The 15,691-nt window shown below is 43.6% G+C and carries 13 protein-coding genes, 1 pseudogene and 1 riboswitch; of the genes and pseudogenes, 13 read left to right on the top strand and 1 reads right to left on the bottom strand.

Translation table 11 applies throughout. The features are described from left to right. Window positions 1-105: 105 nt before the first annotated feature. The 9 genes and pseudogenes from gdhA to AAZR19_RS07415 all read left to right on the top strand — a co-directional run bounded on the left by gdhA (window position 106) and on the right by AAZR19_RS07415 (window position 8,407). Window positions 106-1,476 (top strand): NADP-specific glutamate dehydrogenase, encoded by a 1,371-nt coding sequence (gene gdhA / locus AAZR19_RS07375; protein ID WP_326349789.1) that lies wholly within the window; start codon window positions 106-108, stop codon window positions 1,474-1,476. Between the two features lie 82 nt (window positions 1,477-1,558). Beyond that, on the top strand, window positions 1,559-1,672 hold the full coding sequence (locus AAZR19_RS07380) for a hypothetical protein (RefSeq protein WP_226015292.1): 114 nt from the start codon (window positions 1,559-1,561) through the stop codon (window positions 1,670-1,672). A 125-nt stretch (window positions 1,673-1,797) separates the two neighbouring features. Beyond that, window positions 1,798-2,268, top strand: a pseudogene (locus AAZR19_RS07385) (copper amine oxidase); the annotation flags it as partial. Between the two features lie 208 nt (window positions 2,269-2,476). Continuing rightward, on the top strand, window positions 2,477-4,420 hold the full coding sequence (locus AAZR19_RS07390) for a BglG family transcription antiterminator (RefSeq protein WP_326349790.1): 1,944 nt from the start codon (window positions 2,477-2,479) through the stop codon (window positions 4,418-4,420). Between the two features lie 122 nt (window positions 4,421-4,542). Then, complete coding sequence (locus AAZR19_RS07395; RefSeq protein WP_003214824.1) at window positions 4,543-4,848, top strand: PTS sugar transporter subunit IIB; 306 nt, start codon at window positions 4,543-4,545, stop codon at window positions 4,846-4,848. Between the two features lie 14 nt (window positions 4,849-4,862). Next, window positions 4,863-6,212 (top strand): PTS cellobiose transporter subunit IIC, encoded by a 1,350-nt coding sequence (celB, locus tag AAZR19_RS07400; RefSeq protein ID WP_024423868.1) that lies wholly within the window; start codon window positions 4,863-4,865, stop codon window positions 6,210-6,212. A 26-nt stretch (window positions 6,213-6,238) separates the two neighbouring features. After that, window positions 6,239-6,565: a PTS lactose/cellobiose transporter subunit IIA gene (locus tag AAZR19_RS07405; protein WP_056765419.1), complete on the top strand. Its 327-nt coding sequence runs from the start codon at window positions 6,239-6,241 to the stop codon at window positions 6,563-6,565. Continuing rightward, window positions 6,562-7,890 (top strand): 6-phospho-beta-glucosidase, encoded by a 1,329-nt coding sequence (locus tag AAZR19_RS07410; protein WP_041108344.1) that lies wholly within the window; start codon window positions 6,562-6,564, stop codon window positions 7,888-7,890. The genes AAZR19_RS07405 and AAZR19_RS07410 overlap by 4 nt, the downstream gene beginning before the upstream one ends. A gap of 118 nt (window positions 7,891-8,008) precedes the next feature. Continuing rightward, the gene (locus AAZR19_RS07415) at window positions 8,009-8,407 is read left to right on the top strand and encodes a hypothetical protein (protein ID WP_034281330.1); all 399 of its coding nucleotides are present in this window, start codon (window positions 8,009-8,011) and stop codon (window positions 8,405-8,407) included. A gap of 317 nt (window positions 8,408-8,724) precedes the next feature. Here AAZR19_RS07415 and AAZR19_RS07420 read toward each other — a convergent pair whose 3' ends face one another. Continuing rightward, window positions 8,725-9,816, bottom strand: a complete 1,092-nt coding sequence (locus AAZR19_RS07420; RefSeq protein ID WP_024426445.1) for a branched-chain amino acid aminotransferase — start codon at window positions 9,814-9,816, stop codon at window positions 8,725-8,727. Window positions 9,817-10,184: 368 nt separating this feature from the next. On the opposite strand from AAZR19_RS07420, the gene AAZR19_RS07425 reads away from it, so the two are divergent. The 4 genes from AAZR19_RS07425 (at window position 10,185) to AAZR19_RS07440 (ending at window position 15,684) form a co-directional block, all read left to right on the top strand. Continuing rightward, complete coding sequence (locus AAZR19_RS07425; RefSeq protein WP_326349791.1) at window positions 10,185-11,612, top strand: right-handed parallel beta-helix repeat-containing protein; 1,428 nt, start codon at window positions 10,185-10,187, stop codon at window positions 11,610-11,612. A gap of 97 nt (window positions 11,613-11,709) precedes the next feature. Further along, window positions 11,710-11,819, top strand: a riboswitch (SAM riboswitch). 170 nt (window positions 11,820-11,989) lie between these two features. Continuing rightward, on the top strand, window positions 11,990-13,108 hold the full coding sequence (locus tag AAZR19_RS07430) for a sugar ABC transporter substrate-binding protein (protein ID WP_218676765.1): 1,119 nt from the start codon (window positions 11,990-11,992) through the stop codon (window positions 13,106-13,108). A gap of 69 nt (window positions 13,109-13,177) precedes the next feature. Next, complete coding sequence (locus AAZR19_RS07435; RefSeq protein WP_218676764.1) at window positions 13,178-14,674, top strand: sugar ABC transporter ATP-binding protein; 1,497 nt, start codon at window positions 13,178-13,180, stop codon at window positions 14,672-14,674. Further along, window positions 14,671-15,684, top strand: coding sequence for an ABC transporter permease (locus AAZR19_RS07440; protein ID WP_041108333.1), 1,014 nt, complete (start codon window positions 14,671-14,673; stop codon window positions 15,682-15,684). Before AAZR19_RS07435 ends, AAZR19_RS07440 begins: the two co-directional genes overlap by 4 nt. Window positions 15,685-15,691: the final 7 nt, after the last annotated feature.

Here is a 15,691-nt window from a genome sequence, read left to right on the forward strand (position 1 = left end):
TCAATATTGATCAGATTTTACAATTGGTGTTAAATTAGTCTCAATATGCGTTAGAAAATCTAACAATTAAATGTGTGAAGATATCTACAAGGAGGCAGATGCGACATGTTGACCTTAGATCGAGCAGCACAAACAGCACAAAGCTACATCCACCGTGTGTTAGAAGAGGTGGAAAAACGAAATCCCGGCGAGGAGGAGTTCCAGCAAGCCGTAAAAGAAATTCTGGAATCACTCGTCCCAGTTTTTGCAAAGCATCCAGAGTATGAAAAACAAGGCATTTTAGAACGGCTCATTGAGCCTGAGCGGCTTGTGGTATTTCGAGTGCCATGGGTAGACGATGAGGGCAAAGTACAAGTCAATCGAGGGTTTAGGGTTCAATTCAATAGTGCCATCGGTCCTTATAAAGGAGGCATTCGTTTCCATCCAACCGTCAATGCAAGCATTATCAAGTTTTTAGGGTTTGAACAAATCTTTAAAAACGCACTGACTGGTATGCCGATTGGCGGAGGGAAAGGCGGATCGGATTTTGATCCTAAAGGGAAGTCTGATGGAGAAATCATGCGTTTCGTTCAAAGCTTTATGAGTGAACTCGGCCGATATATTGGACCTGATCAAGATGTGCCAGCAGGTGATATTGGTGTAGGAGCACGCGAAATTGGCTATATGTTCGGACAGTACAAGAAAATGCGCGGTGCTTATGAAGCGGGTGTACTCACGGGGAAAAGCCCTGGATTCGGAGGCAGCTTAGCGAGAAAAGAGGCGACAGGCTACGGACTGGTGTACTTCATGGAGGAAATGCTGAAAGCACATGGGCTCCAATTTGAAGGACGTTCTGTTGTTGTGTCGGGCTCAGGAAATGTGTCTATTTATGCAATGGAAAAGGTAATCGAATTAGGCGGTAAGGTTGTGGCTTGCAGTGATTCAAGCGGAGCGATTTATGATCCTCAAGGGATTTCACTTGAGACCATCAAGCAGCTGAAGGAAATCGAGAATCAGCGGATTGGGGCATATATAGACATTCACCCGCATGCTGAATTAATTGAAGATTGCGAACAAATTTGGTCCGTTCCTTGTGATATTGCGCTGCCATGTGCAACACAAAATGAAATATCAGAGGCGCATGCACAGCAGCTTGTGGCAAATGGTGTCATCGCTGTAGGAGAAGGAGCCAATATGCCGTCCACTCTTAAGGCGGTCAAAGTATTTGAAAAGAATCGTATTTTGTTTGCGCCGGCAAAAGCGGCGAATGCTGGCGGAGTAGGTGTCTCAGCATTGGAAATGGCACAAAACAGTGCAAGAATATCTTGGACATTTGAAGAAGTAGATGCTCAGCTGAAACAAATGATGCAGTCTATTTATCGTCAGTGTACAGAGACAGCAGACGAATATGGACACTCAGGAAACATCATGGTTGGAGCAAATATTGCAGGATTTCGTAAGGTGGCAGATGCCATGATCGCACAAGGCGTGATTTAACTCCTGCTCTCCCGCACCTGTTTATTTCATGACAAGATGGGGAATCGTCCTTTAAGAATGACAATAAGGAGGCGCGGGAGAAATGAAAAAATGGCTGAAACAAATTGTCAAATGGGCACCTGTGATTTATCCATTGGTGAGAAAAATATATAAAGAGCGAAAAGAATCTAAACGTCGTAACGTATCAGCCGGATAATCCGGCTTTTTTTATGCAAACATACAGAGCCTGTGTTGTAAGAAAAAAATAATAGAATCGAATGATCTATTTTCTCCCTCTCTCCGTTAAGTACATAACAAACGGAAAGAGGAGGAAATAAAAAGATGAACATGAAGAAAGCAATGTTAACCATTCCACTGAGCGCAGCATTATTATTCCCAGCGGCTCATATCGCAAGTGCACACGAAGGACATATGTATGGGGAGGCGAAGAAGACGTCTTCGTCACAAGAAGTGTCAAATAAAGCCACAGATCTTCGAGCAGCACTAGATCAGCTGTTTTCAGAGCATGCCTATTTAGCAGTGGTCACGATGCAAAAAGGAATTGACGGCAGTAAAGACTTCAATCAAGCAGCGGCGGCTTTAAATGAAAACACGAATGACTTATCAGATGCAATTGCCTCTGTGTATGGAAAAAAAGCAGGCAAACAATTCAAGGACATTTGGTCAAGTCATATCGGCTACTTTGTTGACTATGTACAAGCTACAGCGAAAAAAGACGATGCAGGTAAAAAGAAAGCGATAAAGAAGCTTGATCAATATCGAATGAAACAAGCCGATATGCTCGATCAAGCCTTTTTTTCGTGGTTTTCGCAAGTATCTTCAAAAAGATTCGTAGGACATTAGATGTGGTTAGTTGTATAAATAGGGGCATTTGTCATATATATGAGTTGGCAATTTTTATTTCTTTTCAGTAGAATATGAGTAATGAAGAGAACTGCAAGCGTATACAACCTGTCCAGACAAGGCAGATTCTCCACCCCTACATAAGGAGGCCGATCTGATGCTGAATAAAAGACTGGCGCACATCTTAAGTCAGCTCATGGCAGCTGAGACCCCGCTCACAAGCGCTGCACTTTCTGCCAGTTTACAAGTGACAAGCCGCACCATTCGTACAGACATAAAAGAACTGAACGACCGTCTTGCCCCTTATCGAGCGGCAGTAACAGCTGTTAGAGGAGCTGGTTATGAGCTGCTGATCAACGATGAGAATGCCTTTCGCCGTTTTATGAAGGAGGAGGTCGAGCAGGAAGAGCCGCTTGCTGTGCTGCCAGAGGAGCGTGTTCGGTTTATTTTAAAAAGGCTTCTTTTGGCAGAATCCTATGTGAAGCTGGAGGATTTACAGGAGCAGCTGTTTATTAGTAAATCAACGATGAGCAACGATGTGAAATCGGTCAAACGTAAGCTGGAGCCCTTTGATCTGAAGCTGGAAGCGAAGCCGAGCAAAGGCTGCCGAATCAAGGGATCAGAGATGAAAATCCGTTATTGTATGTCAGAATATTTATTCAATGAACGTCGTTCTTATCAAACGATGCTGAACACAGCTGTTACCATTTTGCCAAAGCATGAACTCGAATTGATCCAGAAAACAATGATCAATTATATCAATGAGGAAGGTATGAATCTATCAGACATTTGCATGAATAATTTAATCGTTCATGTCGCCATTGCCTGCAAACGAATTAGACACGGAAACTATGTATCTGTTCTTCCAGAGGAAATCAGCGAAATTCCCCGGGCAAAGGAATATAAGGTCGCTAAAAAAATGGTGGAGCGTCTTGAAGGGCTGCTGGATGTCTCATTTCCACAAGAGGAAATCGTCTATATCACCATTCATTTGCTAGGAACAGCCAAAATGGTACAGTCCTTTTCCTCGAGCGGCCAAAAACAAATTGTAGATGATGACACGAGCCGGCTTGTACAGCTCATCCTGAAGGCTATTGATCAAAAACTGCAGCTTGATTTAGCAGGTGATACGGAACTAATGATTGGACTCAGTCTGCACTTAAAGCCTGCCATCAACCGATGTAAATATGGAATGAACTTAAGAAATCCGATGCTTGATGAAATAAAAGCGGGGTATCCCCTTGCATTTGAAGCGGGGATTATCGCCAGCAGGGTCCTTGAAGAAGAGGAGGGGCTGAGTATTCATGAGAATGAAATCGGATATATGGCGCTTCATTTTGGTGCGGCATTAGAGCGGAGGAAAATGGAGATCCCGCCGAAGCGGTGTCTCATTGTCTGTGCGTCTGGTGCAGGGAGTGCAAGGCTGCTGCAGGATCGTTTGCGGTCACAATTTGGGTCAAAGCTGACCATTTTAGGAACAGCAGAGCTGTATTCGCTTCCGCATGTCTCTTTGCATGCCTTGGATTTGATTATTACAACGATCCCAATTCATATGGATTTACCGGTTCCAGTCATTCAAGTGAACACCATTTTGGGAGGCGGTGATTTTTTAAAAATTGAAGAAGCCCTGACGAGTGAAACAAGGGTGACATTGGCCTCTCAATATATGAAAAAGGAATTGGTTTTTACAAAACGCGCCTTTCAAACAAAGGAAGAGATCATCACCTTTTTAACACAAAAAGTCATCGATATGGGCTTAGCGCCAGCTGAGATCACACCATCTGTCATGGAAAGAGAAGAGGCTGCGCCTACCTCTTTCGGACATTATACAGCGATTCCGCACCCGATGACGCCGCTGACAGATGAGACGTTTTGGGCGATATGTACATTAGAAAAACCAATCATTTGGGGAGAGAAAAAGGTTCAATTTGTCTGCCTGCTTTGTGTCGAAAAAGAGAATGCCAAAGATTTAAAAGGCATGTACCGCCTGCTGGGGGAGCTTGTGCATAATGTGAAATTCATTCAGCACCTGATCGCCTGTGATACATTTGAAGACATGCTTGATATCATGTATAAAAAGGCTCCTTCGTACAAGAACTAACTGTGTGATATTAACTTTTTCCGCTTCCTAAAGGAAAAAGTATGGGTGTTTATGAAAGCGGTTTCATAATATGATGAATGTGTAAAGAATAGCTTCACACTTTGAAAAGGGGGCGTTTACACATGAACATCTTATTGGTTTGCGCAGCAGGTATGTCTACCAGCTTACTTGTCACAAAAATGGAGAAAAGCGCACAAGAACAAGGAAAAGATTATCGTATTTGGGCAGTATCTGGAGATTCTGCGAAAAATCATATTGATCAAGCCGATGTGCTTTTATTAGGACCTCAGGTTCGATATTTATTACCGCAAATGAAAAAGCTCGGAGAAGAAAAAGGAATCCCAGTAGACGTGATTAATACTGTGCATTATGGCGTATGTAATGGCGCTGAGGTTTTAAAATCTGCTGAACAGTTAGTGAACGGATAAAGGGGGCGGAGGGGATGAATGGATTCAACCGATTTCTAGAAGAGAAGGTCATGCCGTTTGCAGGGAAGATTGCCGCTCAAAGACATTTACAAGCATTGCGTGACGGAATTGTTTTAACGATGCCTCTCATTATTGTCGGTTCACTGTTTCTCATTTTAGCCAACCTTCCGATCCCAGGATACAGCGATTTTATGGCAAGTATCTTCGGAGCAGAATGGGCCACGAAACTATCCTATCCTGTGAATGCAACCTTTGACATTATGGCACTTGTTGCGACCTTCGGGATTGCTTACAGGCTAGCTGAAAAGTATGCCGTTGATGCGCTATCATCTGGTGCAATCGCTGTTGCGGCTTTCCTTTTGGCTACACCATATCAAGTACCTTTCACACCTGAAGGCTCAACAGAAGCTATCCTAGTGGGCGGGGGAATTCCTGTCACACTGATGGGCAGTAAAGGTTTATTCGTTGCCATGATTATTGCCATGCTTTCAACCGAAATTTACCGCTTTATTGTACAGCGGAATATCGTCATCAAAATGCCTGATGGTGTACCGCCAGCAGTCAGTAAATCGTTTATTGCACTTATTCCAGGTTTTGTGGTCATCACGCTGATCTGGGTCGCTAGACTTGTGATTGAGATGACACCTTTTGAGAGTATTCATAATATTATCACGGTCTTAATTGGCACACCGCTTTCCATTCTTGGTGGCAGCTTAGGCGGCAGTATCGTTGCGATGGGTGTGCAAATGCTCCTTTGGGCATGTGGTATTCACGGAGCAACTATTGTCGGCGGCGTCATGGGGCCAATTTGGCTCGGTGCAATGGATGAGAATCGTCTTGCATTCCAAGCAGGAGAAGTACTGCCGAATATTTTCACAGCGCAGTTCTTTGAAATCTTCATCAACGTCGGCGGAAGCGGAGCAACGCTTGCTTTGGTGCTGACCATGATCTTACGCGCCAGAAGTAAACAAATGAAACAGCTTGGCCGCCTTGCCATTGGGCCAGCCATCTTTAACATCAACGAACCGATCATTTTTGGAATGCCGATTGTCATGAACCCAATGCTCCTCATTCCGTTTATCCTTACGCCAATCATGATGATCATCACCACATATATCGGAATGAGCACAGGGCTTGTGGCAAAACCAGCCGGGATCGCTGTCCCATGGACCATGCCGCCAATCATTTCAGGCTATCTCGCCACAGGAGGCAAAATCTCTGGTGCTGTCATGCAGCTGATTAACCTTGCGCTGTCATTTGCTCTATACTACCCATTCTTTAGAATGTGGGATAAGCAGAAATTGAAAGAAGAAAGTGAGCTAGAAACAAAAGCATCAACTGATGAAAATGTCGTCAGCATGTAATAGAGGGAACAAGGGGGATGCGGCCGATGGAAATGGAACAAATTGTGTTTCAACTCATCCTGCACGGCGGAAATGGCAGAAGCTCCGCGATGGAGGCCATTACATGTGCAAAAGAAGGAAAATTTGATGAGGCGAAGCAAAAATTGCAGGACGCACAAGACGCGTTAAATGAGGCGCATCACGCACAGACAGAGCTGATCCAGGGAGAAATCAGGGGCGAAAAGACGGATATTAGCCTCTTAATGATTCATGCGCAGGATCATCTCATGAACGCAATGACCGTCAAGGAGCTCGCAGCAGAAATCATCGAGCTCCATGAAAAAATGAAGCAACTCGGAGGTGTCAATTCATGAAAGAAGGAATCAAAATTGTCACAATAGGCGGTGGATCGAGCTATACGCCTGAGCTCGTCGAAGGGTTTATTAAACGATATCAAGAATTGCCTGTAAAGGAATTATGGCTTGTGGATATTAAAGCGGGTCAGGAAAAGTTAAACATCGTGGGCGCTTTGGCGAAACGTATGGTTGAAAAAGCGGGTCTGCCGATTGAGGTACACCTGACTCTTGATCGCCGGGAGGCCTTGAAGGACGCAGATTTTGTGACGACACAATTTCGTGTAGGACTGCTGGAAGCACGGGCAAAGGATGAGAGAATACCGCTTAAATACGGCGTCATCGGTCAGGAAACGAACGGACCAGGCGGTTTATTTAAAGGCCTTCGGACCATCCCAGTCATACTAGACATTGTGAAGGATATGGAAGAGCTTTGCCCAGACGCATGGCTTGTGAACTTTACAAATCCAGCGGGCATGGTCACAGAAGCTGTTTTACGCTACACGAATCTAAAAAAAGTGGTCGGTCTATGCAATGTGCCGATTGGGATCAAAATGGGGATTGCCAAAGCGCTTGATGTGGACGTTGAACGCATCGAAGTACAGTTTGCTGGTCTCAATCACATGGTCTATGGATTAAACGTATATTTAGACGGGGTCAGCATTATGGATCAAGTGCTTGATGAACTAGGAAATCCGAACAGCCAGTGGTCCATGAAAAACATTGAAGCGAAAAACTGGGAGCCTTCTTTTGTGAAAGGATTAGGGGTCATCCCATGTCCGTATCACCGCTATTACTATAAAACGAAAGATATGCTGGAAGAAGAGCAAAAGGCGGCTCAAGAGAAAGGAACACGAGCAGAGGTTGTACAGCAGGTCGAGCAGGAATTATTTGAGCTCTATAAAGATCCTGATTTGTCGATTAAACCACCGCAGCTCGAAAAAAGAGGCGGGGCCTATTACAGCGATGCGGCCTGTAACTTAATCAGCTCCATCTATAATGATAAGCACGACATTCAACCAGTCAATACAGTGAACAGAGGGGCGATTGCCAGCATTCCGGCTGAATCAGCGGTTGAAGTAAACTGTATCATTACGAAGGACGGACCAAAACCAATCGCGATAGGTGATCTGCCTGTAGCTGTAAGAGGACTCGTTCAACAAATCAAATCATTCGAGCGTGTGGCAGCAGAAGCGGCTGTGACTGGAGATTACGAGACGGCTCTTGTGGCGATGACCATCAACCCGCTCGTCCCATCTGACGACATTGCAAAGCAAATTTTAGACGAAATGCTCGAAGCGCATCGTGAGCATTTACCGCAATTCTTCAAATCAGTCAATGCTTAACACATAATGGCCCCTTTATGGGGTCATTTTTTATGATTGCCCCATATGGAAACTGGAGAAAGAAGTGTATGATTAGAAATAACAGCATGTATGGCTTCAAAGAAAGGACTGTTGGAATATGGTTGCAATTGGTTTAATGTTTTACGGGTTTGTCGTACAGCCTGTCATGAGTTATGGTACAGTGATCTTGTTTTTGTATGGCCTTATTGCTTCATTTGTTGGCCTCATTCGGCATAAGGAATATGTGTGGATCTATGTTCTCCGCCTGCTCGTTTGTTTTACCATTCCCGTGACCAATCTGTTGATGTATTTCGCAACGATTGGAGGAGATGCAAGAAAATTTGATTTCCAGCCAATGCCGCTTGTTTATTATCTTGTCTTTATCCTAGAAATCATGATCATCTTTTTGCCAGAGATCTTTTTACTGATCGAAAAAAAGCGGAGCATCAAAAGGAAACAGTGGATATACGCAGGGGCGATTGTTGGGGTGTCGGTCTTGTTTTGGTGCACGATTTGATGGGAAGCAGACGGGTCAACTAAGTCTATTTCGCCTTTTTTTCTGTAACTTCTTTCGTCGGACCTTTACAAAAGAGATGGAAAGAGCAAGGATAGAGATTCCAAGAGCCTTAAATAAAAACCGGGTGAGGAACGGTGAATCATCGAAACCAGTGGCGACGATCATCGATCCTATGCAGATTCCAAAGAACGCTAGTAGATAAGTAAAAAACATACCATCACTCTCCTTATTTATGTGTATTTACCATTATGAGGGATAAAAGAGAGGTAAATAAACAAAAAGGAACCCTTCATGATTGAAAGGTTCTTTTTATATGCTTATGCTTGCTTGACGACTGAGTCAACTTCAACTGTCCAGCCAAAGATGTCTGGCTGTGTCCCTTTTTGAATGCCAGTAATGGCCTCATACAATTTCTTGGATACTTCGCCTGTTTGACCATTTTGGATCACATATGGCTGATCATGATAAATTAATTCCCCGACAGGAGAGATTACGGCTGCCGTTCCAGTTCCGAAAATTTCTTCAAGCTCGCCAGATTGATGTGCTTCAATTAACTCATCAATTGAAATTTTGCGCTCTGTTACTGGAATTCCCCAATGCTTTAACAGTTCAAGTACAGAGTTACGTGTGATGCCTTCTAAAATGCTGCCGTTCAATTCAGGCGTCACGATTTCTCCATTGATTTTAAAGAAGATATTCATGCTGCCGACTTCTTCGATGTATTTTTTCTCGACCCCATCAAGCCAAAGAACCTGTGAAAATCCTTTCGTTTCAGCAACTTGCTGTGCTTTAAGGCTTGAGGCATAGTTTCCAGCTGTTTTGGCATTTCCTGTTCCACCCTTAACGGCACGGACAAACTCATTTTCAACTGCAATTTTGACCGGATGAATGCCTTCTTTATAGTATGATCCCACTGGAGATAAGATAATCAGCAGCTTATACGTGCTAGACGGTGCAACGCCTAAATACGGCTCAGTGGAAATAATGAATGGACGAATATACAAGGAAGTGCCCTCTGCATCAGGTACCCAATCCTTATCAATACGAATGAGTTCATTTAAGCCCTCTAATACTGTTTCTGTATCAATTTGCGGAATACACAGGCGGTCATTGGATCTGTTTAAGCGCTCCATGTTTTTTTCCGGACGGAATAAGAGAATTTTTTGATCCTCAGAAACATAAGCCTTCAAGCCTTCAAAAACAGATTGACCATAATGGTAGACCATCGAAGCTGGGTCCATTGGAATGGCCTGATAAGGGATAATTCTTGGATCGTACCAACCTTTATCAACTGAATAATCCATCACAAACATGTGATCAGTGAAGATTTTTCCGAATTCAAGTTGATCAGATTGAGGTTTTGGTTTTTTTGTTGAACTAAGTTCAACGCGGATGGGTTGTTTTGGCATTGTAAATCTCCTTGCTGTTTGATTATTTGAAAATTCTAATAATATGAAATAATTATGATTCTATTCTATACCTTCACAAAATATTAGCAATAGGTTTTCTGGAATTCAGACAAGAAAAATCTGTTAAAGCGCTTTCCTTTTCTCTGCTGTCAGTTTGGCTCCTGTCACCCCTTTTAAAAAAAGAAATAAAATCCAAATACATTATTAACTGATTAATCTGATAATTTAAAAACGAATGGTTTTCCTGTAAGATATTCTTTCAACCATACACCTTTTGACTAGTACATTGCAAGGGACATCTTCATATTTTAATCCTCTTTTTTTTAACCGATAAAGGAAGAAGAGAAGAGAAAGGAGCAAACAACAAGATGAAACGAGCGATACCAGGCATTTTACTCATTTTATTCATGACCGTGATCAGCTTTGGCTGTCAGGCGATGACAGATGAGGCTGGCGCTAAGCAAAGCACAGCCTATTACGTAGCGGTAAACGGAAGCGACAAAAACCCGGGAACAAAGCAAAAACCTTTCCGCACGCTGAAAAAAGCAGCAAGTATGGCGAAGGCTGGGGCAACCATTTACATGAGAGGCGGTACATACAAAGAAAAATTGATTGTCCGCCATTCAGGAACAAAGAAAGCACCCGTTGTCTTTCAAGCTTACGGAAAGGAAAAACCTGTGATTAGCGGGGCTTCCCTAAAAGGAAATCAAGCCGATGGAGGTCTTGTCACGATCGATCAAAAGAGCTACATCACCCTCAAAGGCCTGACTGTAGGACACCTTAAGACGAATAAAGAAGATTTGACACCAGTTGGTATTTTCATCAAAGGAAGCGGTAAAGGCGTCAAGCTGCTTAATAACCGAGTGTATGATATTCAGACGAAACATAAAAATGGAAATGCACATGGAATTGCTGTCTATGGGACAAAAGCTCCTGCAGCGATTGAAGACATTGAAATCAAAGGAAATACCGTTGAAAAATTAAAGCTGGGCTTCAGTGAAGCGCTTGTGCTAAATGGAAACGTCAACAAGTTCCGTGTGACACATAACACGGTCCGGCACACTGATAATATTGGCATTGATTTAATTGGTTTTGAGAACGTAGCACCCTCTAAAAAGTATGATCAAGTTAGAAATGGGGTCGTCTCTAGAAACAAAGTATATGAAATTACGAGTGCAGGGAACCCAGCCTATGGCAGCGACATCTCCGCTGGCGGAATTTATGTTGATGGCGGAAAAGACATTGTGATCGATCATAACATCTCACATCACAACGACCTGGGGATTGAAGTCACAAGCGAACATAAAGGAAAAATGGCGGACCGTATCCGTATCGAACACAATCAAGTATATTTAAACCGTTATACAGGCATTTCTATTGGCGGCTATGATAAGAAGCGGGGCGGTACAACCCATACGACGATTTCACATAATACTTTGTACAAAAATGACACAGCCGGCTTAGAAGGCGGTCAATTGCTGATGCAATATCAAGCAGTGAACAATCGAATCACGAATAATATCATGACAGCTAGTGCCTCGCATTACTTAGTCGTGAATCTTTATCAAGTGAACCAAAAGAATACCTTCCAGAAGAACGTTTATGATGACCGCAAAGGTGCGAAAGCATCACAGTGGGTATGGCGCGGGAAATGGTTGGAAGGCTACAAAACGTATCTTTCTAAAAGCGGTCAAGATAAAGGATCAGCACATCTCAACCCGCAATTTGTGAATGAGAAAAAATATGATTTCCGTCTGAAGAAATCATCACCTGCGAAGAAAATCATCGGAGGCTGATGATATTTTAGAAATTTTCAAAAAAGTCATTGACATTGATGTGACATCACATTAAAGTAAAGAAGACATTTCAACGAAAACAAATTTCATAACGGATCTCTTATCAAGAGAGGCAGAGGGACTGGCCCTATGACGCCCAGCAACCGTTTCTATTTTAGAAATTGGTGCTAATTCCTGCAAAGCTGTTACAGCTTTGACAGATAAGAGAGGAAGACTTCCCGATACATGTTTCATGCAACGGTGATCAAGCCTCTCTTTCCAAGAGAGGCTTTTTTTCGTCTCTTTTTCGAATCAAATGCCTGTTTTACAGGCGTATTTCCACTTTTTTACCTAGTTTTCCGATGTGAAAAATAAAAACAACTCGAGGAGGAACAGCAATGAAGCGTAATCATTTTACATCATTTCTTGTCTTATTAACGGCATTGACCGTCCTGTTAACTGGATGTGGCACCGGATCAAGTGCGGGCTCAAAGGCAAATACGAACGAAAAGGTTTCCTTTGATAATGTACCGAAGCGATTTGCAAAGGGACAGGGGGCAAAAATTAAAGTCATCCGCAAAATTGGAGGAGACGATCATACAGCTCAATTTTTAGCTGGAACGAAGGCAGAAGGTGAGGCACTCGGCTTTAAGGTAGATGTCTACACAGCAAATGGAGATACAGCGAAGTTTCATGATGCCATCTCTCAGGCGCTTGAAGAAAATTACGATGGCTTTATCATCTCTCACGGGGACGACGAGGCGACAGTCGCTGATGTGAAAAAGATCACAGCGAAAGGCATTCCAGTTGTAGCATTTGATTCGAATCCTAAGCTGAAGGACATCAAAGGGGTCACAGTGACATCTCAAGATGACGAACAATTAGCAAAAAAATCATTAGATGCGCTCGTGTCTGATTTTAAAGGAAAAGCAAATATTGCATACCTGTGGGTAGATGGATTCCCGCCAATGGTGAGACGAAATAAGGTCTATCAAGAAACGCTTAAACAACATTCAGGGATCAAGGAGCTTGACCGCTTTGGTATTGCCTCCTCTGATACGTCTGTTCAAACGCAAAATGCAGTAGCAGCCATGCTGAATAAGTATCCAAAGGGCAAGCTGGACGCTATTTTTGCCACATGGGATGCCTTTGCCATTGGGGCAGCAAGAGCGTTAAAGGAAGCAGGAAGAACAGAAGTGAAGATTTATGGGATTGATGTGTCAAATGCGGATCTTCAAGAAATGACGGCGAAGGACAGTCCGTGGAAGTACACAGCAGCGGTTGATCCGAAGCTCATCGGCGCCGTCGACGTGAGGATTCTTGCGAAGAAAATAGCTGGTGAGAAAACACCATCTTCCTATGACCTTGAGGCCTCTCTCATCTCGCAAAAGCAGCTTCAGCAAGCAGGAAAAGCCATTAACATGGTCAATCTTGCAGACGAAGTGAAGGGATTCGGTTCATCGACTGCTTTTGAGGAAGATTGGATGAAGACCTTGAAGAAGCATTATACAAAATAAGTGACGTGCACTCTCTTTTCATAGAGGGTGTTTCGTTTTTCAGATGATATCAAGAGAAGGAGGACACCAATGACAGCGCCGCTTGTTCGTATGAAAAATATTTCAATTGAATTCCCAGGGGTCAAAGCGTTAGATCAAGTAAATTTCACATTAAAAAAAGGGACGGTCCATGCACTGATTGGAGCAAATGGTGCTGGGAAGTCAACGTTAATGAAGGTTCTTTCTGGCGCTCATTCCCACTTCGACGGGACCATCCACATCAATGGCCAGGCGGCAACCATTCAAACCCCAAAGGATGCATCCTCATATGGTGTGCAGACGGTCCATCAAGAAGTGGATACGGCGCTTGTTCCCTACTTAAGTGTTGGTGAGAATATGATGATGCATGAAATTGAGAAAAAAACATTTGTCAGCTGGAAAGAGCTGCATCGCAAGGCGGCTCAGCTATTAAAAGAAATGGACATCGACATTTCCACAAAACGACTTGTCAGCGATCTGACCCTTGCTGAAAAACAGATGGTGCTCATTGCCAAGGCCGTTTCCATTAAATGCAGCATTTTAATCTTAGATGAACCAACGGCTCCGCTTAGTCATGCAGAAACAAGCAAATTATTCTCAATGATTGATCGGTTGAAACAGCATGGGACGGGGATCGTGTTTATTTCTCACCGCATGCCTGAAATTTTCACCATCTGTGATGAACTGACTGTGATGCGAAATGGAACGGATGTCGCAGCTCACCTTGTCAAAGACACAAATCCGCAGCAGGTCATTGAAGAAATGTTAGGTGCCCCATTAGAGGAGCAGTTCCCGTCTCGCAGGCCACTGAAAGATGCACCGATAGTGCTTGAAGTGAAAGAGCTAAACGATCAACATAAATTAAACAACATTCACTTTTATGTCAAAAAAGGAGAAATTCTCGGGATCGCAGGACTTGTCGGTGCTGGTAAAACAGAATTGTGCAAAGCCCTTTTCGGTGCCTCAGAAAAAAAGACGGGGACCGTGCAGCTTCATGGTCAAACCATTCGCATCACATCGCCTCATCAAGCGGTGAGAGCTGGAATGGCGCTTGTGCCGGAAGAGCGGAGAAAAGAAGGGATTCTGACCGAAGAGAGCGTGGGGTGGAACTTAACGGCTGCAAGTCTTCACTCATTTTCACGGATATTCAGCTTCTTACATCGTTCGAAGGAAAAGCGGGAAGCAGGCGACATCGTCAAACGGCTTGGTGTCAAAACGCCGTCGCTTGAAGCAAAGGTGAAGCACCTATCTGGTGGAAATCAGCAAAAGGTTGCCATCGGAAAATGGCTACTGGCTGAGGCAGATGTGTATCTCTTTGATGAACCAACCAAAGGTGTAGACGTTGGAGCGAAAAAAGATATTTTTACTCTGATTGCAGAGCTTGCTGCCCGCGGAAAATCTGTCATTTATGCGTCGAGTGAGCTGTCAGAGATTGCAGGTATCGCAGACCGAGTATACGTGCTATATGATGGCAGCATTGCCCGGGAAATGACCGCACCGACGACTGAAGAGGAGCTTTTATATCATTCAACAGGAGGACAATCATGAGCGAACAACAAATTCCAGCCCCTGTGCAGCAAATCAAAAAACAGCGGCCATCCTTTCATCTGTTTGATTTCTTTTATCAATATGGCACAATCTTAACCATTGTCGTGTTGATTGTGGTATTTGCGGCATCGAATCCAGCGTTTTTGCAATCAGGAAATATCATCAATATTCTACGATCTATCTCAATAGTGACCATCATTGCGGTGGGCTTAACCATCTCATTGGCAGTAAACGGCTTTGATTTATCAGTTGGATCAGTCGCTACGCTATCTAATGCGATTGTCATTTCTATGTTCGTATGGTTCTCGCAAAACCCACTGATTGCAATCCTCTCTGCACTAGCAGCTTCTATCATTGTTGGTTTGCTAAATGCATGGATGATCGTCAAAATGAAAATTCCAGATATGCTCATGACATTAGCCATGATGTTTATCATTCAAGGGCTGGCTCAAACGTATACGAAAGGGGCGACTATTTCTGAAAATATGGTGCTTCCCGATGGCACGTTCTCAACGGGAACGATTCCTGCCTTTTTCAGCAAAATTGGACAGGTGCCATATATCATTCTGATTATGGCTGTCATTGTACTATTTGCGCATGTTTTCATGACCTACACAAAGCACGGCCGATTCATGTACATCATCGGTGGGAATAAGGAAGCGGCTCGATTGTCTGGCATACATGTGAACAAATACAAAATTGCGGCCTATCTGCTTTCTGCGTTATTTGCAGCGATCGGCGGTATCGTACTGGCATCAAGGGTCATGACAGCAGAAATTAATGCGGGTGCACCATATTTAATGGATGGAGTAGCAGCTGCTTTTATCGGCTTTTCCGTCATGGGAGCAGGTAAACCAAACGCATTTGGCACTTTTATCGGAGCTGTACTCATCGGTATCTTACAAAATGGGCTTGTGATGATGTCTGTCCCTTATTATGCAATGGATATTGTGAAAGGCTCTGTGCTGGCCCTTGCGCTGGCGCTGACATATTATAAACAACGAGGCTAACTGCGTA

It is taken from the genome of Bacillus sp. Je.9.29.b (assembly GCF_051129925.1).
GTDB classification, from domain to species: domain Bacteria; phylum Bacillota; class Bacilli; order Bacillales; family Bacillaceae; genus Bacillus; species Bacillus safensis.